We start from the raw sequence: 21,858 nt of genomic DNA on the forward strand, positions 1-21,858 counted from the left end.
CGCGGCCGCCCCTGCCCACCGACCGCACCGACCGAGATGGGCGACGATGTCAACCACACGCCGAGCACTCCCCCGCCGACTCCCCACCGCAGCAGCCCTCCTGCTGAGCGCGGCCACCGCGGCGGCCCTGCTGCCCACCGCAGCCCTCGCCGCGGAGCCGGACACCGTCACCTCGCACGCCGGCGCCACCACCCCGCAGGAGCGCAACCGGATCGACGCCTACTGGACGGCCGACCGGATGAAGCTGGCGGGCGCCATGGTCCCCGAGAACACCCCCGTGCCCGCGGACGACAACACGCCCGACGACCCGCGCCCGCTCGCCCCCAGCACCCCGGATCCCGGGGCGGTCTGGACCCACGGCGGCGCGGTGAACAGGAGCGTCGGCCGGCTCTTCTTCACCTTCTCCGACGGCTACGACGGCAGCTGCACCGCGACCGTCGTCACCGGCGCGAACCGCAGCACCCTCGTCACCGCGGCGCACTGCCTGCGGGGCGTCGGGGCGCCCACCGCCGACGGCACCTGGACGCACAACGTCTACTTCGTGCCCGGCTACCGCAACGGGACCAAACCGCTCGGCGGGTTCAGCATCAAGTCCATGGCGACGTCCTCCCGTTGGGACGCCGACCGGAACGGCACGAGTTCCTCGGACGTCGCCGCGGCCGGCTTCGACACGGGGGTCCTGGTGGGGAACCCGTCTCCCGACGGGCGGCGGCTGGCGGACGTCACGGGGAACCAGCGGATCGCGTTCTCCGATCCCGTCGACGCGGAGTTCGTCCACGCCTTCGGCTACCCGAAGGACCGCCTCAACGATCCCGCGGCCCAGTACGCCGGTTCGCGCATGATCCACTGCGCCGGCCCGAACCGGCAGAGCCCCAAGGCGCCCCTGCTGTGGGGCGAGTCCTGCAACATGGGCCACGGGGCGAGCGGCGGCCCGCACCTGGCCCGGTTCGACACCCGGACCGGCTCCGGAACCGTCGTCGGCGTCACCACCACCACCGACGAACTCGTGGGCGGGCAGCCGGGCACGCTCTACGCCACCCGCTTCGGTGACAGCGCCCACCGCCTCTACGACTGGGCCCAGGCGCGCTGACAGCGCCGGGGAACGCCGGTGCCGGGGGCGCGGCTCGCACCCCCGGCACCGGCGTCCGTCACCGCGCCCCGGCCTCCGTCAGGCCGGGACCACCCGGTAACTCAGCATCGTCCAGGGCGTGTTGGACTGGGCCAGCGAGCCGGTGCCCCACGGGACCGCACCCGCGCAGCCCCGGCCCGGGTACAGCACCACGGACGCGGAGCCGTCGGCGACCTGCACCGAGCGGACGGGCGCCGCCAGGGTGTGACAGGTGCCGAGGTCGCCCAGGTCGACCGTGGTCACCGCGCCGCTCCCGTCGGTGCCGGTGTACAGGTGCGCGCCCGGCTGCAACGGCGGCCAGCCGGCCGCCTGCGCCGAACCGGCACCGAGACCGATCAGGGCCGCGACCGCGACGGCCGCCGCGGCCGAGCCGCGGAGCATCCTCTTCGAAGTGGACATGTGGGAACCGCCTTCCGTGGGTGTGCCGGGATGCCGAACGATTCGGACCCCGCCGGGTCCTACCCGCCTCCACCCTGCCGCGGGGGGCGGTGGCGCGGCATCGGTCATCTGACTGCACATCACCGGTGCCGGTACGGAGGCGGGATCGGTCGAATGACTCCGTACGTCCGGTGACGCCGTACGTCCGGTGACGCCGTACGTCCGGACCGGCTCACCGCGAACGGTGCGCGGTGCGCGGCCCGGGTCACTCCAGCAGCCCGGCGGCCACCCGCCGGACCAGCTCCCGGCGGTGTGCCGCGTCGTCGAAGTCCACCACCGTGCGCACCTCGGGGGCCATCGCGGGCCACAGCATGGCGAGGTGGACCATCAGCGCGAACAGGAACCGGGCCTCGAACCGGTCCGACACCACGCCCCGGGCCTGGGCGTCGGCGAGGATGCCGGTCCGCCTGCGGACCTCGTCGACGGCGTAGCCGTTGAGCGCCTCGTCGCCGCGCTCCAGGTTCTGCCAGGTGATCAGCCGGGGGATCTCCGGGTGCTCGGCGTAGATGTCGCTGAGCCGGGCCGCGAACTCGGGGAGGTCCTCGTCCCCGTCGAAGGGCAGGCTGCCGATGATCTGCTCCACCGCGGAGTTCCAGACCGCGTCGAAGAGGCCCACCTTGCTGTGGAAGTAGTGGTAGATCTGCGCCTTGTTGCTCCGGGCGGATTCGGCGATGCGGTCGACCCGGGCGCCGTGGAGTCCGTGGGCGGCGAACTCGGCCCGCCCGGCCGCGATGAGTCTCTGCTTGGTGGCTTCGGCGTCGCGTTGCATGCGCAGACCTTAGCCCAGCACCGACTAACCGGTTGGTTGACAGCGGGTTCCTTGTCCGGGTGTAATCAACCAACCAGGTAGTTGAAAGTTGGCCGGCGTCCATGGCTCGCGGTCTTCGAACGACCTGGAGGTTCGATCGGGGAGGGAACTGGACCGTGGGATCAGCCGTGCCGTTGCTCGGTCGGGACAGCGAACGCGAGCAACTCGCCGAGTTCGCACGCTCCGTGGAGGGCCGCACCCTCCTCCTCCGCGGCGAGACCGGGGTCGGCAAGAGCACCCTGCTCGACTACGCCGCCGACCTGGCCGTCCGGGAGGGGCGGCTCGTGGTCCGGGCCACCGGGGTCGAGGCGGAGTCGGAACTGCCGTACGCCGGACTGCACCAGCTCCTCTACCCGCTGCTGCCGCACACCGCCGGACTGGAGCACAACTCCCGGGCGGCCCTCGACGCCGTCTTCGGCCACACCGGCGCCGGGGGCACGCCGCCCTCCCTGATGACCCTCGGCATCGCGGTGCTCGGCCTGCTGTCCTCGGCCTCGGTCGAGCAACCGCTGTTCCTCGTCCTGGACGACGGCCAGTGGCTGGACGACTCCAGCGCCGCGGTCTGCGGATTCGTCGGCCGCCGACTGACCGGCAGCCGGTTGAAGCTGCTGCTCGCGGTCCGCTCCGACATCGCCTCCCCCTTCGACACCGCCGCACTGCCCGAGCTGGCCGTCGGCACCCTCACCGACGAGGACGCCGCCCTCCTGCTCGACGGCCACTACCCCGCGCTGGACCGGCAGTCGCGCCGCCTCGTACTGGACCAGGCCCAGGGCAACCCGCTCGCCCTGCTGGAACTGCCCGGCCACACGGCCGGCCGCCACCCGGAACGTGCCGCCGCCGACCCGCAGGCCCTGCGCGGCGCCTCGCCGTCCCGGCGCCTCCAGTACCTCTACGGCACCCGGATCGCCGCCCTGGACGCCGCCGTCCGGGCCGAGTTGCTCAAGGGCGCCCTCGACGGCGTCGCGGCCGGACCCGGCGACGCGGCGGGCCCCGCCGGCCGGTACCGGATGCGCGACGCCGACGAGGCCGTCGCCCGCGGCCTGCTGGTGATCGAGCCCGCCACCGGTGAGTTCGCCTTCCGGCACCCGCTGGTGCGCTCCAGCGTCGTCCAGCTGGCGACCCCCAACCAGCGCCGCGAGGCCCACCGGACGCTGGCGCTGCTCCACCGGGACAACCTCGAACGGCGGGCCGCCCACCTGGCCGAGGCCACCCTGGACCCGGACGAGGAGGTGGCCCGGGTCCTGGAGGCCGCCGCCGAGTCCGCGACCCGTCGCGGCGGCGCGCTGACGGCGGTGACCTGGCTGACCCGCGCCGCCGAGCTGAGCGAGCACCCGGCGGAGCGGTCCCGGCGGCTCGGCGACGCGGCGTTCATCGCGGGGCACGCGGCCCGCCTCGGCCACGCCCGCCGGATCCTGCGGGCCGATCCCGGGCCCGACGCCGACCGCTCCCCCGCCGCCGCACTGGCCTCCGGCTACCAGGCGCTCTACCAGGACGGCGACGTGCGCTCCACCCACCGGCAGATCGCCGCCGCCGTCGAACGGCTGGTCGGTGGGACTGCCGACCCGGCGGCCGACCCCACCGCCGGGTACGACCCCGAGGTGCTGGACCGGCTGCTCGCCCTGCTGCTCGCCACCAGCCAGTTCGCCGCCGACCGGACCCTGTGGGAACGCACCCACGCCCTGCTCGCCACGCTCGGCGAACGGGTCGGCGAGCGGGCCCGGATCTACAGCGCCACCTGGAGCGACGTCGTCCGCCACGGCGCCGGCTGGACCGCACCGGTGGAGCGGGCCGCCGCCGACCTGCCGGGCCAGGAGCCCTGGGACGTCGCCCGCTTGGCCGTCTCCGCCTACCACCTCGACGTCCTCAGCCCGCTCCGCCCGCACCTGCAGCGCGTCGTCTCCCGCGAGCTGGAGACCGGCGCGGTCTCCACCGGCATGGTGATGCTGCACCTGATCATGCTGGACCAGATGGCCGTCGGGGAGTGGGAGGCCGCCGAACGGACCGGACGGCGGGCCCTGCTGCGCTCCGACGAGCACGGGCACGAGCTGTTCGCCCAGCAGACCCGGGCCTACCTGGCCCAACTCGCCGCGATGCGCGGGCAGACGGCGACCGCGCGCGAGCTCCAGGCGGTGGTCGACGCCTGGGCCCGCCCGCGCGGCATCGGCTTCCTCACCCAGCTCGCCGACGCGGCCGGCACCACCGCGGCGCTGAGCGACGGCGACTACGAGGGCGCATACCTCCAGGCCATCGGCATCACCGCGCCGGGCGCCTTCCAGCCCTACGCCCACCAGGCCTCCCGCACCCTGCTCGACCTCGTCGAGGCCGCCGTCCACACCGGGCGCACCGCGCAGGCCCGCGCCCACGCGCTGGCCGCCCGGGAGGCCGGCCTGCCCGCCGTCTCCCCCCGGCTGTCCCTGGTCACCCACGGGGCCCTGGCCATGACCGCCGAGGACGAGGACGAGGCCGCCGGGGCCTACGCGCACGCCGTCTCCCACCCGGCCGCGGCACACTTCCCGTTCGAGCTGGCCCGGATCCGCCTGGCGCACGGCATCCGGGTGCGCCGCGCCCGGGGCGCCACCGTGGCACGGGAGTTCCTCGCCCCGGCCGCCGACTCCTTCGAGCGGCTGGGCGCGGTCGCCTGGGCCGCCCGGGCCCGGGCCGAACTGCGGGTCGGCGGCGTCCCGACCCGGCCGGCGGCGCGCACCGCGAGCCTGCTGACCTGGCAGGAGCGCCGGATCGCCGACCTGGCCGCGGGCGGCCTGACCAACAAGGAGATCGGCGAGCAGACCCGGCTGTCCCCCCGGACCGTCAGCGCCCACCTGTACCGGATCTTCCCCAAGCTGGGCATCACCACCAGGGCGGCGCTGCGCGACGCCCTCACCGGGCTGGACGAGGCGTCCCCCGCGCCGGACCCGGGCCTGCCGGATCGCTGCTGACCGAACACCGCTGACTGAACGCCGCCGGGGGCGGGTAGGGCTCGGGGATCCGCCAGGGAGGGAGTCCGGATGTCGCTGCCGCTGACCGGCACCACGGTGATCGCGCTGGAACAGGCGGTGGCCGCGCCGCTGGCCACCCGGCACCTGTGCGACCTGGGCGCCCGGGTGGTGAAGATCGAGCGCCCGGACGGCGGCGACTTCGCGCGCGGGTACGACCGCAGCGTCAACGGCCTGGCCAGCCACTTCGTCTGGCTGAACCGCGGCAAGGAGTCGGTCGTCCTCGACCTCAAGGCGCCCGAGGGCCGCGCCGTGCTGGCCGACCTGGTGGCCGGCGCGGACGTCTTCCTGCAGAACCTGGCCCCCGGGGCGGCCGCCCGGCTCGGCTTCGGCTCCGCCGAACTGCGGGCCCGGCACCCCCGGTTGGTCACCGTCGACCTGTCCGGCTACGGCACCGGCGGCCCGTACCGGGACAAGCGCGCCTACGACATGCTGATCCAGTGCGAGTCCGGGCTCGCCTCGGTGACCGGCCCGCCGGAGCGGCCCGCCAAGACCGGCGTGCCCACCTCGGACATCGCCGCCGGGATGTACGCCCTGACGGCGACGCTCGCCGCCCTGCTCGGCCGGGCCGGCAGCGGACGCGGCACCGCGATCGAGGTGTCGATGTTCGAGGCGACCGCCGAGTGGCTGGGCCACCAGCTCCACCACACCCAGGGCACCGGGCAGGCACCGGGCCGCGCCGGACTCTCCCACCCGGCCATCGCCCCCTACGACGCCTATCCGACGGCCGACGGCCACGAGGTCATGATCGGCATCCAGAACGACCGCGAGTGGGCCCGGCTCGCCACCGGCTTCCTGGACCGCCCGGACCTCGCCGACCACCCCGAGTGGGCGACCAACGTCGCCCGGGTACGGCGCCGTCGGCTGGTCGACGCGCTGGTGGGCGGCCGGACGGCGACCATGACGGCCGAGGAGGCCGTCAAGCGCCTGGACGCCCTCGCGATCGCCTCGGCCCGGCTGAACGGCATCGGCGACCTCCTGCACCACCCCCAGCTCGCCGCCCGCGACCGCTGGCGCCCGGTGGCCACCCCGGCCGGCGAGGTCCGCTCCCTGCTGCCCCCGTTCGACTTCGCGGAGGTCGAACTCCCGATGGGGCCCGTCCCCGAGCTGGGCGCCCACACCGACTCCGCCCTGCGCGCCCTCGGCTACCCCGCCACCCGCATCGCCGCCCTGCGGGCGAACGGGGTGCTGGGCGGGTAGCGCACCCGTATCCTGGGTCCCGACCCTCCGGGCAAGTGGCGTACGGAAAGCACGATCTGACACTCCGTCATCCTCTCGCCGCGACCGGACGACACCTGGACACGACGGGGGCGCGCGTGGGATCGGCCGACCGCAACGGACCGGGCACCGGCACCACGCGCGAACGCGTCCGTCGGGGCGAGGCCGCACCGGCCGGGCGCGCGGAGCCGCCGCTGGTGGTGCTGCACGGGTGGCTCGGACTCGCCTCGGGGCTCGCCGCACTGGTGGTGGTCCTGCTCGGGGCCTGGTACGCGGGAAAGGGCGAGCCCGGCCCGGTGGACGGGCGGATCCAGGACGCGGTGTACGGGGTGGAACCGCCGTGGCGCTACGCCGCCCGCGGCCTGGACTCCCTGGGGGAACCGCTGGGCGCCGCGCTGCTGGTCGGAGCCGTGGCGGCGGGCTGCCTGCTGCTCCGGCGCCCCCGTGCCGCGGTGTTCGCGGTCGTCGGCGTCGCCCTGCCGGTGCTGGCGGCGACGCTGCTCAAGCACCTGGTGGGCCGCACCATCCACGGCGACGCCAACCTCTCCTACCCGAGCGGGCACACAGCCTTTCTGACCGCCGTCGCCCTCGTACTGGGGCTGCTGGCAGCCGGCGGGAGGGCCCGCCCGCTGCCGGTTCTCGCCGTCGCGGCGGCCGTCGGGGCGGCCATGGCCTGGGCCCAGGTAGCCCTGGGCGCGCACTACGCTACCGACACCCTGGCCGGCGGCTGCACCGCCCTGGCACTGGTACCGCCCGCCGGATGGCTGGTGGACCGGGCCGCCGACCGGCTGGCGGCCCGGTCGGCGCCCGGTGACCCGACGTAGCTCAGACCCGCTGCCGGAAGACCGGCTTGACCGGGCGGCCGCCGAGCCAGGGGGTGGGGTCGCCGGCGTCGAGGGCCTTGCGGTAGACGGCGCAGGCGGCGGAGACGGCGTCGATGGTGTGGGCGATGTCGGCGTCCGTCAGGGCGCTGCTCACCACGAAGGAGGGGGCCAGCACCCCGCCGGCGAGGAGTTGGCGCAGGAAGAGGGTGCGGTAGGGCTGGGAGGGCTGCCCCCGTTCGTCGAGGGTGGCGAAGACCAGGTTGCTGGCCCGGCCCCGGACCAGCACGTGGTCGGCGACGCCCATGCCGGCGGCGGCCTCCCTTACGCCGGCGGCGAGTTGGTCGCCGAGGGCGTGCAGCCGGGCGGTGATGCCCTCCTCGACGTACGTGGTCTGGACGGCCATCGCGGCGGCCAGCGCGTGGGTCTCGGCGCCGTGGGTGGTGGAGAGCAGGAACACCCGGTCGCCGGGGTGGCGCAGCCCGCCGTGTTCCATCAGGTCGCGGCGCCCGGCGAGCGCGGAGACGGCGAAGCCGTTGCCGAGCGCCTTGCCGAAGGTGGAGAGGTCGGGGGCGACGCCGTAGAGGCCCTGGGCGCCCGCCGGGGACCAGCGCAGCCCGGTGATCATCTCGTCGAAGACCAGCAGGCAGCCGTGCCGGTCGGCGAGTTCGCGCAGGCCGGCCAGGTAGCCGGGCGGGGGCTCGGCGTGTCCGGCGGGTTCGAGGACCAGGCAGGCGATCTCGCCGCGGTGGCGGGTGAGCAGTTCCTCGGTGGCGGAGAGATCGCCGTAGGGGAAGGAGACGGTGAGGTCGGTGATCGCCGAAGGGATCCCGGCGTCCATCGGGGTGGTGCCGATGAACCAGTCGTCGACCGAGAAGAACGGGTGGTCGCCGCAGACGGCCACCAGGGTCCGCCCGGTCACGGCGCGGGCGAGGCGCACGGCGGCGGTGGTGACATCGGAGCCGTTCTTGGCGAACTTGACCATCTCGGCGGTGGGCACGGTGTCCAGGAAGCGTTCCGCGGCCTCGAGTTCGAGGATGGACGGGCGGGTGAAGTTGCTGCCCCGGTCGAGCTCCCGCCGGACGGCCTCGGTCACCCGCGGGTGGGCGTGGCCGAGGCTGACGGAGCGCAGGCCGGAGCCGTACTCGACGTAGCGGTTGCCGTCGACGTCCCAGACGTGGGCGCCGCGGCCGTGGCTGATGACCGGGGCCAGGTGCTCGGGGTACTGGTCGTCGCCCTTGGCGTAGGTGTGGGCGCCGCCGGGGATCAGGGCGTGCAGCCGCTCGTTGGCCGCCCGGGATTTCGGAAGAGTGAAGTCGACGGTCACGGCGCTCAGTTCTCCTCCGCGCGCAGGACCTCGGCGAGGCTCGGCGCCTCCCGGTCCCGCTTGGACACCGACTCGGCCGGCAGCGGCCAGGGGACGGCCAGCTCCGGGTCGTCGAAGGCGATGGTGACGTCCTCGCTCGGGTCGTGCGGGCGGTCGATCCGGTACGAGACGTCGGCGTCGGTGAGCGCCTGGAAGCCGTGCGCGCACCCGGCCGGGATGTAGACGCTGGCCTGGGTCTCGCCGGAGAGCTCGAAGGTGGCCACGTTGCGGTAGGTCGGCGAGTCGGGGCGCAGGTCCACGACCACGTCGAACACCTCCCCGTGCGAGCAGCGCACGATCTTCGCCTCCCCGGCGCCGGAGCGCAGGTGCAGGCCGCGCAGCACGCCCCGCACCGAACGGGAGACGCTGTGCTGGACGAAGGCGTCGGGGTCGATGCCCACCGAGCGGAGCACCTCGGCGTCGAAGGTGCGGCAGAAGAAGCCGCGTTCGTCGGCGTAGGGGGTCGGTTCGAAGAGGTAGGCGCCGGCGATCGCCGGGACTTCGGTCGCCTTCATGAGGTCTCCGTAAGGTGTCAGTCGGCGGTCGGGAAGACGGCCGTGGTCAGGGCGGTGAACTGGTGGTCGAGCCGGCGGGTGGCCGTCAGGTTCCGCTCGGCGAGGGTCTGCCGCAGCTCCGTCGCGTGCTTCTCCAGCTCCCGGAACTGCTCGATCAGCCGGTCGGCGTCGACCTCGCGGGCCGGGTGGCAGTACTCCCCCAGCCCCATCCGGGCCATCAGCGCGTCGCTCTTGGCCGCGTAGCTGAGGGCGAGCGTCGGGGTGCCGGTCCGCAGCGCGCAGACCAGGTTGTGGTACCTGGTGGCCACCACGGCGTCGGCGGCGGCCGTCTCCGCCATCAGCTCGGCCAGCGAGGCGGCCCCGGAGACGGTGACCAGCGGGGAGTCGACGGCCTCGACGATCGCGGCGACCACCCGGGCGTCGACCGCGTCGCCGGTGAGCAGCCGGACCGGCCGTCCGTCCTCGACCAGCGCGCGGACGAAGCGGGTGGTGCCGTCGAGGTACTGCCGGTGGATCTGCTCGGCCCGGGCGCGGTCGTCGTCGCCGCCGTGGAAGTCCATGACGCCGACGCAGACCCGCCCGTCGGGGGAGCCGGTGGCGGGCGGTGCCGGGAGGGCGAAGGCGATGTCCGGATGCACGGCGTCGCGTGCGGTGTCCACGCCCATCGCCCGCATGGCGTCGCGGGACAGCTCGTCCCGGTACGAGCGGTGCGCGGCCAGCCGGGCGGACCAGCGCACCAGCGCCCGGGTGGCCGGGTTGCCGATCCGGGCGGCGCCGACGCCGACCAGCGCCACCGGGGTGCGCAGCAGCCGGCCGGAGGCGCAGAGCAGGAACAGCGCGTACGGGAAGCCCCAGGGGCGCAGCGGCAGGGTGGCCTCCAGGACCCCCATGCCCGGGACGATCACCACGTCGTGCCGGCGCACCCAGGCGGCGGTGCGGGCGGCGTCGACGAGCTTGCCCAGGCCCTTGCCGAGGACGGCGCCGGCCCGGGAGGCGGTGCGGTACTCGCCGCGGTACCAGTGCAGCCGGGTGGCGGGGATGCGGTAGCGGGCGGTGACCACCTCGGGGCCGCCGCAGAGCGCGTCCACCGCGGCGTCCGGGTGCTCGGCGCGGAGGTGGCCGAGTACGGCCTCCAGCGAGCCGTCGTTGCCGAGGTTGCCGGAGCCGAGCAGGCCGAACACCCCGACGCGCACCGGGGTTCGCGCGGTCATGCCCGCCTCCCCCCGCGTCCGGCCACCAGGTCGTCGACGGAGGCGGCGGAGCCGTCCGAGGACGGCACGGGGGTGCGGTCCTCGACCCGTTCGCCGGCGCCCGGCCGGGCCCGGCTGGTCATCCAGGCGGCCAGGTGGCCGTAGCAGGCCCGCCGGTCGGCGGTGGACAGCGGCGCCCGGCGGACGGCCGCGGCGAAGCCCCAGACGTACTCGGCGAGCAGCCGGGGCGTGGGGTGCAGCGGCCCGGCCCGGCGCGGGTCCAGGTTGACGCAGCGGGAGCGCTTGGAGGGGTTGGCCCGCTCGGCCCGGGTGGGGTGGTCGCGGCGGAAGTAGAGCAGTTCCGGCACCTGGTGGAAGGGGCCGTGCAGGGTGATCTCGGCGACGAAGGTGCGGTCGGCGTGGTGGTAGCTGTCGTGCGGCTTGACCCGGCGCAGCACGTCGGCCCGCATCACCCCGTAGAAGTCGTCGCCGCCGGGCTCGAACAGCAGGCTGCGGAAGCGCTCCGGGGCGCGCGGGGAGTCGGTGGCGAGGCCGTACGCGTAGGGGACCTTCACCCGGCCGTGCTCGTCGATGACCGCCTGGCCGGAGTGGGCGAGGATGACCTCGGGCCGGTCGTCCAGCGCCTCGACGCAGCGCAGCAGGAGGTCCCGGGCGTAGAGGTCGTCGTGCGAGGCCCACTTGAAGAGTTCGCCGCGGCACTGGGCGAAGACGTAGTTGTGGTTGGGCGCGGCGCCGATGTTCCGGGGCAGCCGGAGGTAGCGGATCCGGGAGTCCTGCGCGGCGTACTCGCGGCAGATGGATTCGGTGGCATCGGTCGAGGCGTTGTCGGAGATGACCAGTTCGAAGTCCTGGTAGGTCTGGCCGAGCAGGGCGTCGAGCGACTCGGCGAGGTACTCCTGGCCGTTGTAGACGGGCAGGCCGATGCTCAGTCGGGGAACGGCGGTCAAGGCGTCCTCACTTCGGGGGTGTCGTCCACCGTTTCGGGGACGGGGGTGCGGTGGTGCTCGCGCAGGGCGGCGCGCAGTTGGAGCCACCAGACGGCGGCGCCGCAGGCGGTGGCGGTGGCGACGCCCCAGGCGGAGCCGACGGTGCCGGCCGCGGCGGCGCCGCCGAGCCCGCCGCCCAGGTAGCAGGCGGAGGCGAAGAGTTGGCAGCGCAGGCTGCGCCGGGCGGCGGCGAGGGCGCGCAGCCCGGCGGCCGCGCCGCTGCCGAGGCCGGCGCCCGCGACGCCGAGGGTGGCGGGGAGGATGAGCGGCGAGGCGGAGTGCCAGACGTCGCCGAGGACGAACTGTCCGGCCCGGTCGGGCATCAGCAGCAGCGCCGAGCCCCACAGCAGGGCGGCGCCGGCCTGTCCGCCGCCGAGCAGCAGGCAGAACCGGCCGAGCCGGCGCGGTGTCTGCCGCAGGACCCGGGCGGCCTCCGCCACGGTGACCAGGGAGAGGCCCATCAGCAGGGCGAGGAACGGCCCCTGGAGGAGTTCGGCGCCCCGGACGGCACCGACCGCGCCGACGCCGACGATCGCACCGAGCCCGTACGCCCGCAGCTGGCCGGCGCCGCTGAGGCTGACGTTCTCGACCAGGTAGCGGCTGCCGAGGTCGCGCTGTTCGCGCAGCCAGCCGCGGGCCTGGGTGACCCGGGGCCGGACGCCGGACTGGAGGAAGCCGTACCCGGCGGCGGCCGCCGCGGCGGCGCCCCAGGCCAGCAGGAAGGCGGCCACGGTGCCCACCCGGGCCGCCACCACCATGGCCGGGATCAGCGCGAGGCCCTGCACCAGGTCGTTGGCGAAGGCCTTCCGCCCGGTGCCGGCGGCGAAGAAGGCGAACCGCCGGGAGTCCTGGAGCAGCAGCGCCGGCAGGGCGAGGCCGAGGCTCGCGAACGCGGGCCCCACGTCGCCGCCGAGGCCGAGCCCGACCAGCAGGCAGACGGCGCCGAGGGTGGCGCCGACGGCGAGCGCGGTGCCGGAGGACCGGGCCGCCGCGGCGCGCCAGGTCGCCTCCGGCACGCCGCTGAACCGCACCATCAGCGGGTCGGTGGCCAGCCCGCGGGAGACGTTGAGCACCACGCCGTAGGTCAGCCAGGCCAGGCTGAACACGCCGAACGCGTGCACCCCCAGCTCCCGGGCGACGTAGATGCCCACCGCGAAGTTGATCATGCTGGTGACCGCCTGGTCGGCCAGCCCCCAGGACACCCGGCCGAGCACGCCCCGCCCGGCGGGCCGGGCCGGCGCCCCGTCCCGGCCCGCCGGTGCCGCCGTCCTCACCTCCTCGGTGGTCATCGGCGTCACGCCTTGATCAGCCCGGCGCCCCGCAGGGCGTCGGCCGCGGCGGCGACGGTGTCGAACGGCAGCCCGGAGCGCTCGGCCACGTCCAGCAGGCCGTGCTCGCCGTCGGCGAGGCTGAGCACCCACAGCATGGCCAGCTGGGCCTGCTTGGCGTCGCTGCGCCCGCCGAGCGAGTCGTACAGCCCGCGCCGGCCCAACTGCGGTTCGCCGTAGGGGCTGAGGTTGAGGTAGCGCCGGTTGCGGTCGAGCACGGCGAAGGCCTCCCGGCAGACCGCGAGGGTGTCCGCCATCGCCTCGGGCCGCACGAAGTCCAGGTCGTCCGCCGAGGTGTGGTACTCGGGGTACCCGGCGTACGGGGTCCGGCTGAGCGAGCCCACGCCGAGGTCGAACCCGGGCGAGCAGTACTGCCGCTCGTCGTAGCCGTACGGCGTGAACTCGGTGACCCGGTGCGGGCGTTCGGAGGTGCGCAGGACGTGCCGCAGCACCCGGTCGATCTCCGCGTCGCCGCGCCGGCTCTGCTTGTACGTCAGCTGCCCCCGGTCCCCGGCGCAGGCCAGCACCAGGCCGTGCTTGACCCGGTCCACCCGCTCCCGGTTGCGGGCCAGCCAGGTGATCGCCCCGATGGTGCCCGGGGCGAAGACGAAGCGGTAGGTGTAGTACGGCGTCCGCTCCGCCAGTTCGCGGGCCAGGAAGGTCGCCACCGCGATGCCGGCCAGGTTGTCGTTGGCCAGCGCGGGGTGGCAGACGTGGCAGGAGACCAGCACCTCGTCGGCGACCTGCCCGGGGACGACGTGCTCGGCGTAGGTGAGGTGGCCGTCCGCGAGGGTGGAGTCGATCCGCACCTCGTAGTCGCCCTCGGGCAGCGCGTCCAAGGTCTCCTGGGCCAGGCAGAACCCCCACTCCGGGGTGTAGTAGCTGGTGCGGTAGGGCACCCAGGTGGGGTGGTCCGGCAGGGTGTGCAGGTGCGGGCGCAGCTCGCTCAGCGGCATGGTGGCCGCGACCGGCACGCTGTAGCCCAGCACGTGCAGGCTGGACGCGGCGAGGTCGACGACCCGGCGGCCCGCGGCGTCGGCGACGTAGGCGTCCCGGACGTTCCACTCCTGGGGCACCGTCCAGTCGAGCACCTGCGTCCCGGTCGGCACCTCGTGCACCGTCAGCGGGAGGTACTCGCCGACGACGTCCAGGGTGGCGCGCACCCCGTCGCCGGTGATGCTCCGGCGGAGCGGGTACAGCCGCTCCACCAGGGCGTGCATCCGCTCCCCGACCCCGGTCACCGGCGCCACCGCAGGGTGTCGTCGACGGCGCCGGCGCCGGTGGCCTCGCGGAGCACCGCCAGCCGGGTGAACCGCCGCTCGAAGTCCTCCCTGGTCAGCCCGAACTTCCGGTAGGCCTCGGCGAGTTCGACCGCGCCCTGCTTGACCGTCCACTCGCAGTCGAAGCCGGGCAGGGCGGCCCGGAACCGGGAGAAGTCCACCCGGTAGGAGCGCGGGTCGGCGCCGTTCTCGCCGGTGATCACCACCTGGGCGCCGACCACCGCCTCGGCGACCTGCTCGGCGATCTCGGCGACCGTGACGTTGTTGGCCTCGCTGCCGATGTTGAAGGCCCGGTCGTGCACCGCCTCGCGCGGCGCCTCCAGCGCGGCCGTGAAGGCCCGGGCGATGTCGGCGGCGTGCACCAACGGGCGCCAGGGGGTGCCGTCGGAGAGCACCAGCACCTCGCCGGAGAGCAGCGCGTGGCCGACCAGGTTGTTCAGCACGATGTCGGCGCGCAGCCGGGGCGAGTAGCCGAAGGCGGTGGCGTTGCGCATGTACACCGGGCTGAAGTCGCCGTCGGCCAGGGCGTGCAGGTCGTCCTCCACCCGCACCTTGGACTCCGCGTACGGGGTCACCGGGCGCAGCGGGGCGTCCTCGGTCACCAGCTCGTCGCCACCGGCCGCGCCGTAGACGGAGCAGGTCGAGGCGTACAGGAAGCGCTTCACCCCGGCCTCGCGGGCCAGCTCGGCCAGCCGCACCGAGGCGTGGTGGTTGATGTCGTAGGTGAGGTCCGGCGCCAGCGAGCCGAGCGGGTCGTTGGAGAGCGCGGCCAGGTGGATCACGGCGTCCACCCCGGCCACGTGCTCGGCGGTCACGTCGCGCAGGTCCACCCGCCGGCCCGGCGGGTCCGCGGGCTTCGGGCCGAGGACGCACTCCGCGAACAGGCCGGCGTCCAGGCCGACGACGTCGTGGCCGGCGGCGGCGAGCACCGGGGCCATCACGGTGCCCAGGTAGCCCTGGTGTCCGGTCAGCAGTACGCGCATGGTTCAACCCCCCAGGTTGAGAGTGACTTTGGTGGCGTCGAAGGCTTCCGCGTAGCGGGCGTGGCATTCGATGCCGCGGATCCGGGCGAGCCCGAGGAAGGCCTCCCGGTCGTACCAGGGGCGGTGCCGCTGCGAGGGGTAGTGCTCCTGCAGCAGCCGCACCTTGCGTTCGGCGGTCTCCGGGCTCAGCGGCTGGTAGGCCGTCGGGCGGCCGAGGTCGGCGTCCCACTTGACGATCTCGTAGCCGAGCACCAGGTGGTCGCGGAACGCGGTGGGGACCAGCCGGGCCAGGCCGCGGTGGTCCTGGTGGGCGTCGGCGGTGCGCGGGGCGAGGACCAGCTGCGGGTCGGTGCGCCCGCGCAGTTCCTCGACGGCGGCCTTGGCCTCCTCCCAGTGCGCGGGCAGCCGGCCGTCCGGCAGCTTGAGCACGGTCAGCCGCAGGTCGGCGCCGGGGCAGAAGGCGGCCAGCGCGGCCTGCTCCTCCTGCTCCCGGGCGCTGCCGCCGCCGGAGAGCACCAGCGCGTCCACCCGCAGCCCGGGACGCGCCTCGCACAGCGTCAGCAGCGTGCCGCCGGCGCCGATGGCGATGTCGTCGCAGTGCGCGCCGACGGCGGCGATCCGCTCCAGCGGCCCGGGGCCGAGCCGGATCACGAGGGCCTCACCGCGACCCCGTCCCGCTCCCAGACGGCCCAGGGGCGGTCGCCGTGGGCGTAGGCGGCGTCCAGGGCGGCCCGCTCCTTCACGGTGTCGGTGGGCTTCCAGAAGCCGCGGTGCTGGTGGGCCACCAGGCGGCCGCGCTTGGCGAGTTCGGTGCAGCCGTCGGCGACCAGGTCGCCGTTCTCCGGGATGTGGTCGAAGATCTCCTGGCGGAGCACGAAGTACCCGCCGTTCTCCCACAGCGGCATGTCGCTGACCGCGGTGATGCCCCCGACCAGGCCGTCCTCGCCCAGGTCCACGCAGTGGAAGGAGGACTGCGGCGGCACCACCATCATCGACGCCCCGGCGTCCCGCTCGGCGAAGCGGTCGATCATCTCCGGCAGCGGCGCGTCGGTGAGCACGTCGGCGTAGTTGGCGAGGAACATCTCGTCGCCGTCCAGGTGGTGGCGCACCCGGCGCAGCCGCTCGCCGATCGGCGACTCGATGCCGGTCTGCGCGAAGGTGATCGTCCAGGAGGCGATGTCGGTCGACAGCAGTTCCGTGCGCCCGCCCCGCAGCACGAAGTCGTTGGACGTCGTCTCCTGGTAGTTGAGGAAGAAGTCCTTGATGTGGTGGGCGCCGTAGCCGAGGCAGAGGATGAACTCGGTGTGCCCGTAGTAGGCGTAGTAGCGCATCACGTGCCAGATCAGCGGCCGGGGGCCGACCATCGCCATCGGCTTGGGCACGTCGTCGGAGGCTCCGCTGCGCATCCGCAGCCCGTAACCGCCGCAGAACAGGACGACCTTCACCGCTCCCCCTCGACGATGCTGAGTTCCGGGATGGGGAAGACCAGGCGGCCGCCCCACTCGTGCACGAAGGACAACTGCTCGACCAGTTCGGCCCGCAGGTTCCACGGCAGGACCAGCACGTAGTCCGGCCGGTCGGCGGCGATCTGCTCGGGCGCCAGGATCGGGATGCGGGTGCCCGGGGTGAACCGGCCGTGCTTGTACGGGTTCCGGTCGACGGTGTACGGGAGCAGGTCGGGCCGGATGCCGCAGTGGTTGAGCAGGGTGTTGCCCTTGCCGGGGGCGCCGTAGCCGACGACGCTCTCGCCGCGCTCGGCCACCCCGATCAGGAAGGTCAGCAGGTCCCGGCGGACCTTGGCGACCCGGGCCGAGAACTCGGTGTAGCCGGCCAGCTCCTGGAGCCCGGCGGCCTTCTCCCGGGCCAGCACGTCGGCCACCCGCGGGGTCGGCTCGCCCGCCGCCTCGGCCGGCCGGGCCCACAGCCGGATCGAGCCGCCGTGGGTGGGCAGCAGCTCGACGTCGACCAGGGTGAGCCCGCCGCTGGCCAGCGCCCGGATCGCGGAGGCGACCGTGTAGTACTGGAAGTGCTCGTGGTAGATGGTGTCGTACTGGTTCTCCTCGATCAGGGTCAGCAGGTGCTGCACCTCGATCGAGACCCAGCCGTCGTCGGCGACCAGGGCGCGCAGCCCCCGGGTGAAGCCGACCACGTCGGGGATGTGGGCGTAGACGTTGTTGGCCACCACCAGGTCCGCCGGGCCGTGTTCGGCGCGGACGTCCGCGCCGGTGTCCGGGTCCAGGAACGCGGTGAGGGTGGGCACCCCGGCCTCGCGCGCGGCGGCGCCGACGTTCACCGACGGTTCGACGCCCAGGCAGCGGATCCCGCGCTCCACCACGTGCCGCAGCAGGTAGCCGTCGTTGCTGGCCACCTCGACCACGAAGGCGTCGGCGCCCAGCCCGAGCCGCTCCACCGCCCCGGCGACGAAGCCTCGGGCGTGCTCCACCCAGGAGGTCGAGAAGGAGGAGAAGTACGCGTACTCCTGGAAGGTCTCCTCGGGCGTGATCAGCGGCGGGATCTGCGCCAGCCAGCAGTCCGTGCAGACCCGCAGGTGCAGCGGGTACGCCGGCTCCGGCCGGTCCAACTGGTCGGCGGCGAGGAAGCTCTCGCACGGCGGGGTCGCCCCCAGGTCGACGACGCTCCCCATCGCCGTCGAGCCGCACAGTCGGCATCGTGTCATTGACTGCTCCCATTCCTGCCCGCGCGGGTGCCCCGCCGCGGGCCAGCGTGTCCGTTCCCCACCGGCGGCGCGCCGACCGCGCCGCCGGACCGGGCCGCGATCGCGGCCCGGTACCCCTCCACCAGGCGCTCCAGCCCGACGGCCGGGCTGAACCCCTGCTCGTACCGGCGCCGGGCGGCCCGGCCCAGCTCCCGGTTGGCCGCCGGGTCGGCCGTGATCCGGCGCAGGCAGGCCGCGAGCGAGGCCGCCTCGCCCGGCTGGTGCAGCAGCCCGGTCACCCCGTCCTCGACGAGTTCGACGAAGGCGCCGTGACCGGCGGCGACGGCCGGCACCCCGGCCGCCATCGCCTCCACCACGACCAGCCCGAAGGCCTCCAGCCAGGTCGAGGGCGCCACCACGGCGACCGCCCGGGCGACGGCCTCCCGGCACTGCGCCTGGTCGTACAGGCCGACGCAGCGCACGTCCGCCCGGCCGGCCGCCCAGGCCCGCACCTGCGCCTCCAGCGGCCCGGCGCCCGCGATGACCAGCGGCACCCCGGCCCCGCCCTCGGCGGCGAGCCGGTCCCAGGCCGCCATCAGCAGCCGCACGCCCTTGGCCTCCGCGAGCCGGCCCAGGTAGAGCAGGTGCTCCCCCGCGCCGGTGCGGACGGGGCCCGGCTCCGGCACGAAGTTGTGCTTCACCGCCAGCCGTTCGGCCGGCAGCCCGGACCGCACCAGGACCTCGCGCTGCGCCGCGGAGATGCAGAAGAACCGCTCCACCCCCGTCCACCAGCGCCGCCGGTTGACCACCAGGCCCACCGCGAGCGGCACCGTCGCCAGCCGGGAGCCCCGGTAGCAGCCGTGCCGCACGGCGGGCAGCGGCGAGCCGCCGACGCACTCGGTGCACGGCCGGCCGTCCCGCTGGAGGGTGCCCGGCGGGCAGACCTGGGTGTAGTTGTGCAGCGTCGCGACGGCGGGCACGCCCGCGTCGGCGCAGGCCGCCAGCACCGCGGGCGACAGCAGCGGGAAGACGTTGTGGACGTGCACCACGTCCGGCCGCTCGGCCCGCAGCCGGGCGGCCAACTCCGCGCGCACCGCCGGGTTCCAGGGCACCAGCAGCGGCACCGCGACCTTGCCCGGCAGCGAGCGGCGGGCGATGTCGTCGCTGCGCCGCTCGAACAGCTCGACCCGGTGGCCGGCCTCCCGCAGCAGGCCCACCTCCTGGTCGACGACCTTGTTCTCCCCGCTCGGCTGCGCCGAGGCGTAGCGGTTGTGCACCACGAGGACGCGCATGTCAGGTGAGCTCCGTTCGCCGGGCCCGGGGCGCGGTGCGCCGCCGGGGAGCAGCAGGGGTCGGGAGGAGGGCGGGCGGCGCGAGGGCGGCGGGCCCGGCGGGCGCCGCCAGCAGCGAGGCGGCCACGGTCAGGTGCAGCAGGTACGGCGAGGCGTCGCCCAGCCCGGCCTCGGTGTACGAGGCGATCGCGCAGTAGCCGATCAGGAAGATCGCACCGGCCCGGGCGAGCGAGGGCGGCCGCAGCAGCGCGACGCCGCCCAGCACCACGAAGACCACGGCCACCACGGCGACCCCGGCCAGGCCCTGTTCGTTGTAGACGGCCAGCCAGCTGTTGTCGATCGGCAGCCCGCCGAAGGACTTGTCGCCCAGCCCCATGCCGAAGACCTGCTCGACGGTGGTCCGGGGCGCCGCCAGCAGGGCGTCCCAGACCTTGGCGCGGCCGGTGAGGTTGGAGATGTTCTCCTGGGTCTGGCCGCGCAGGAACCAGGCCTGGAGCAGGGAGTTCAGGCCGACCCCGACCACGGTGGCGAGCAGCACCGCCCAGCTGAACAGCCGGCGGGCGGCGGCGCTGGTCAGCAGCAGCGAGCCGATCGCCAGCAGCAGTCCGGCGATCAGTCCGATGGTGGCGGTGCGGGTGTGGGTCAGTGCGAGCAGGACGAGCGAGGGCACGATGATCGTCGCCGCGCTCGCCCCGGTGGTGCGGCGGTCCAGCAGGAGCAGCACGGTGAGCCCGATGATCACCGCCGCGTACTGCCCGATCTGCGGCGGGGTGAGCGGCCACAGCGCGCCGACCAGCCGCCCGCCGTAGACGTCGGGGAAGGCCGCGCCCGGTGAGGCGACCAGGCCGGCGGCCACCGAGACCAGCACCACGAAGTACATCCGGATGTGGAACCGGACGAAGCTCTGGCTGCCGTCCCACCAGCGGCTGAGCAGCCACAGGGTGGCGACGAAGAGCGTCAGCCGGAAGCAGCGGAACAGCGCGCCGTAACCGGAGTGCAGGTTGGCGCTGGAGATCACGCTCAGCACCAGCAGCAGGGTGAGCAGGAACAGGAGGGCGCTGGGCCGGATCCGCAGCCGCAGGTTGAGCAGCAGGGCCAGCGCGAAGGCGGAGACCAGGGCGCCCATGGTGGCCATCTGGATCAGCGAGCGGGGCAGCGGGATGATCGTCTGCGCCCCGGCGGAGCCGAGGGTGTTGAGGATCAGCAGGCCCCAGATCAGCTCGACGGTCCTCGGCGGGCCGGCCGGGCCCCCTTCGCGGGTGAGGTCCCGGGCGCGGGTCGCGGTCGCGGCCACCTCAACCACCGGCCCCGGGCTTGAGGGTGCTGCCCTGGTCCTGCTGGTACGGCGCGCCCTGCCACTGCTCGAAGTCGAGGGTGCGGCTCGGGTCGTGGGCGACGAAGCTCCACGGCCCGACGTAGGTGTTGTCGTGCCAGCGGTTCTGCTGCTTGCCGGTGACGGCGTCGGCCACCGGTTCGCCCTTGTACGGCGACCAGTCCGGGAAGGTGCCGTAGTTGGCCAGCACCGCCATCCGGCCGCAGGTCGAGGTGCAGCCGACCACGGACGGGTCCAGCGTGAAGCGGTTGTCGTGGACGTCGACGCGCTGGGTCTTCCAGCGGCAGTCGTCGTACAGCGGTGCGGCGGCGATGCCCGGCCGGGCGCAGCGGGCGGTGTCCTGGACCAGCAGGGTGCAGGCGCCGGAGGAGGTGTTGGCCGGGCTATTGCAGAACCGGTCGGCGTTCTCCCACAGGGTGATGCCGGACCAGTTGTCCTCCAGCGTGTTCCGGTCGATCTCGATCGTGTCGGTGCGGGCCTTGATCCGCGGTTCGCCGCCGGACTCGGACAGGTAGACGGTGGCGAACGGGAAGGTGTCGCCGCGGTCGGCGGAACGGCGGCCGTCCACCCAGTTGTTGCGCCGGATCGTGTTGTCGCGGATGACGGCGTTGTAGCTGGTCTCGTAGATCAGCGCGGCGCCGTCGTTGGACTCCAGCAGGTTGCCCTCGATCCGGAAGTCGTTGTTGTTCGTGTCGGCCCACAGGCCCGTCCCGCGGTTGTCGTGCACCCAGTTGCCGAGCACGTCGGCGCCGTTGACGGCCCAGAACTTGACGCCGCCGGTGCAGCCGCAGCCGGGCTGGCGCTTCTCCCACTGGTCGGTGTCGTTGCCGGTGATCTCGTTGTCCTCGACCAGCAGGTCGCCCAGCGGCGCGCCGGACTTGTAGGCGTTCATGCCGTACTGCCCGTTGCCGCGCAGGCAGCTGGCGCGGACCTTCTGGTGGGCGCCCGCCATCAGCCCGGCGCCGGAGTTGCGCTGGATCGTCGCGTGCTCGATCACCCAGCCGTCGGCCGAGTCGTGGTTGACCACGCCCTCGTTCTGCGGGGCGACGAAGCCCTGCACGGTCAGGTAGCGGAGGGTGACGTTCCCGGCGCCGCCGCCGAAGGCGTACTGGTTGGTCCCGTGGCCGTCGAGCACCGCGCCGGGCGCGCCGAGGTAGCTGTCGCCGTCCTTGGGGACGACCTGGGCGTAGCGGTCCGCTTCGAGGCTGTGCGTCCCCGGTCCGAGCCAGAACGTGGTGTTCGGCGGGCTGGCCTTGGTCTTCGCCGCCAGGTCGTTGACCACCTCGGGGTCGACCGTCACCGCGCCGGCGGGCGCGGTGGCCGGCCCGGCCTCGGTGTGGTCGCACACCCGGGCCACCGCCGTGGCCGGGGACGGCGGGGCGGTCGGCTCCGCCGGGGCGTCCGACGTGCTGGTGCAGCCCGCCGCCGCCAGCAGCGCGAGCACCAGCACCGACGCGGCCGACGCCGCCCGGCGCCACCTGGTGATCCCCACCGTCCCCAT

Annotated in this window: 19 protein-coding genes; 4 read left to right on the forward strand and 15 right to left on the reverse strand. The window is 74.5% G+C overall.

Annotated elements, in window-relative coordinates:
* Window positions 1-46: 46 nt before the first annotated feature.
* Entirely contained in the window at window positions 47-1,090 is a 1,044-nt protein-coding gene (locus ACFY2K_RS31625; RefSeq protein ID WP_387716101.1) for a trypsin-like serine peptidase, read from the forward strand.
* 78 nt (window positions 1,091-1,168) lie between these two features.
* Here ACFY2K_RS31625 and ACFY2K_RS31630 read toward each other — a convergent pair whose 3' ends face one another.
* Both ACFY2K_RS31630 and ACFY2K_RS31635 read right to left on the reverse strand, forming a co-directional pair.
* Window positions 1,169-1,528, reverse strand: a complete 360-nt coding sequence (locus ACFY2K_RS31630) for a hypothetical protein (RefSeq protein ID WP_387716103.1) — start codon at window positions 1,526-1,528, stop codon at window positions 1,169-1,171.
* Window positions 1,529-1,772: 244 nt separating this feature from the next.
* Window positions 1,773-2,336, reverse strand: a complete 564-nt coding sequence (locus ACFY2K_RS31635) for a TetR family transcriptional regulator (RefSeq protein ID WP_387716105.1) — start codon at window positions 2,334-2,336, stop codon at window positions 1,773-1,775.
* 155 nt (window positions 2,337-2,491) lie between these two features.
* Between ACFY2K_RS31635 and ACFY2K_RS31640 the strand changes: the two genes are divergently transcribed.
* From ACFY2K_RS31640 to ACFY2K_RS31650, 3 genes are all read left to right on the forward strand, one after another.
* Window positions 2,492-5,311: an AAA family ATPase gene (locus ACFY2K_RS31640; RefSeq protein ID WP_387716107.1), complete on the forward strand. Its 2,820-nt coding sequence runs from the start codon at window positions 2,492-2,494 to the stop codon at window positions 5,309-5,311.
* Window positions 5,312-5,380: 69 nt separating this feature from the next.
* Window positions 5,381-6,568 (forward strand): CaiB/BaiF CoA transferase family protein, encoded by a 1,188-nt coding sequence (locus tag ACFY2K_RS31645; RefSeq protein ID WP_387716108.1) that lies wholly within the window; start codon window positions 5,381-5,383, stop codon window positions 6,566-6,568.
* Window positions 6,569-6,684: 116 nt separating this feature from the next.
* Window positions 6,685-7,410: a phosphatase PAP2 family protein gene (locus ACFY2K_RS31650; protein ID WP_387716110.1), complete on the forward strand. Its 726-nt coding sequence runs from the start codon at window positions 6,685-6,687 to the stop codon at window positions 7,408-7,410.
* Between the two features lies 1 nt (window position 7,411).
* Here the strand turns inward: ACFY2K_RS31650 and ACFY2K_RS31655 are convergent, their stop codons facing one another.
* Genes ACFY2K_RS31655 through ACFY2K_RS31715 form a run of 13 tightly spaced genes read right to left on the reverse strand, consistent with a single transcriptional unit; the run spans window position 7,412 to window position 21,849 of the window.
* Entirely contained in the window at window positions 7,412-8,734 is a 1,323-nt protein-coding gene (locus ACFY2K_RS31655; RefSeq protein ID WP_387716112.1) for a glutamate-1-semialdehyde 2,1-aminomutase, read from the reverse strand.
* A 5-nt stretch (window positions 8,735-8,739) separates the two neighbouring features.
* A complete protein-coding gene (gene rfbC, locus ACFY2K_RS31660; protein ID WP_380592522.1) occupies window positions 8,740-9,288 on the reverse strand; it encodes a dTDP-4-dehydrorhamnose 3,5-epimerase in 549 nt (182 codons plus the stop codon).
* A gap of 17 nt (window positions 9,289-9,305) precedes the next feature.
* On the reverse strand, window positions 9,306-10,499 hold the full coding sequence (locus ACFY2K_RS31665) for a polysaccharide pyruvyl transferase family protein (protein ID WP_380529749.1): 1,194 nt from the start codon (window positions 10,497-10,499) through the stop codon (window positions 9,306-9,308).
* Complete coding sequence (locus ACFY2K_RS31670; RefSeq protein ID WP_380592526.1) at window positions 10,496-11,446, reverse strand: glycosyltransferase family 2 protein; 951 nt, start codon at window positions 11,444-11,446, stop codon at window positions 10,496-10,498. The genes ACFY2K_RS31665 and ACFY2K_RS31670 overlap by 4 nt, the downstream gene beginning before the upstream one ends.
* On the reverse strand, window positions 11,443-12,774 hold the full coding sequence (locus ACFY2K_RS31675) for a hypothetical protein (RefSeq protein WP_380592528.1): 1,332 nt from the start codon (window positions 12,772-12,774) through the stop codon (window positions 11,443-11,445). Before ACFY2K_RS31675 ends, ACFY2K_RS31670 begins: the two co-directional genes overlap by 4 nt.
* Before the next feature lie 5 nt (window positions 12,775-12,779).
* On the reverse strand, window positions 12,780-14,063 hold the full coding sequence (locus ACFY2K_RS31680) for a DUF4910 domain-containing protein (RefSeq protein ID WP_380592530.1): 1,284 nt from the start codon (window positions 14,061-14,063) through the stop codon (window positions 12,780-12,782).
* Window positions 14,051-15,076: an NAD-dependent epimerase/dehydratase family protein gene (locus ACFY2K_RS31685; RefSeq protein ID WP_380592532.1), complete on the reverse strand. Its 1,026-nt coding sequence runs from the start codon at window positions 15,074-15,076 to the stop codon at window positions 14,051-14,053. Before ACFY2K_RS31685 ends, ACFY2K_RS31680 begins: the two co-directional genes overlap by 13 nt.
* A gap of 3 nt (window positions 15,077-15,079) precedes the next feature.
* The gene (locus tag ACFY2K_RS31690) at window positions 15,080-15,727 is read right to left on the reverse strand and encodes a PIG-L deacetylase family protein (RefSeq protein WP_380529742.1); all 648 of its coding nucleotides are present in this window, start codon (window positions 15,725-15,727) and stop codon (window positions 15,080-15,082) included.
* The gene (locus ACFY2K_RS31695) at window positions 15,724-16,521 is read right to left on the reverse strand and encodes a glucose-1-phosphate cytidylyltransferase (RefSeq protein ID WP_380529740.1); all 798 of its coding nucleotides are present in this window, start codon (window positions 16,519-16,521) and stop codon (window positions 15,724-15,726) included. Before ACFY2K_RS31695 ends, ACFY2K_RS31690 begins: the two co-directional genes overlap by 4 nt.
* On the reverse strand, window positions 16,518-17,753 hold the full coding sequence (locus ACFY2K_RS31700) for a class I SAM-dependent methyltransferase (RefSeq protein ID WP_380529738.1): 1,236 nt from the start codon (window positions 17,751-17,753) through the stop codon (window positions 16,518-16,520). Before ACFY2K_RS31700 ends, ACFY2K_RS31695 begins: the two co-directional genes overlap by 4 nt.
* On the reverse strand, window positions 17,750-19,024 hold the full coding sequence (locus tag ACFY2K_RS31705) for a glycosyltransferase (protein ID WP_387716117.1): 1,275 nt from the start codon (window positions 19,022-19,024) through the stop codon (window positions 17,750-17,752). The genes ACFY2K_RS31700 and ACFY2K_RS31705 overlap by 4 nt, the downstream gene beginning before the upstream one ends.
* 1 nt (window position 19,025) lies before the next feature.
* Window positions 19,026-20,318, reverse strand: a complete 1,293-nt coding sequence (locus ACFY2K_RS31710; RefSeq protein WP_380532156.1) for an O-antigen ligase domain-containing protein — start codon at window positions 20,316-20,318, stop codon at window positions 19,026-19,028.
* A 1-nt stretch (window position 20,319) separates the two neighbouring features.
* A complete protein-coding gene (locus ACFY2K_RS31715) occupies window positions 20,320-21,849 on the reverse strand; it encodes a right-handed parallel beta-helix repeat-containing protein (protein ID WP_380592538.1) in 1,530 nt (509 codons plus the stop codon).
* Window positions 21,850-21,858 lie beyond the last annotated feature (9 nt).

The organism is Kitasatospora sp. NPDC001309, assembly GCF_042896295.1.
In the GTDB taxonomy this organism is placed as follows: Bacteria; Actinomycetota; Actinomycetes; order Streptomycetales; family Streptomycetaceae; genus Kitasatospora.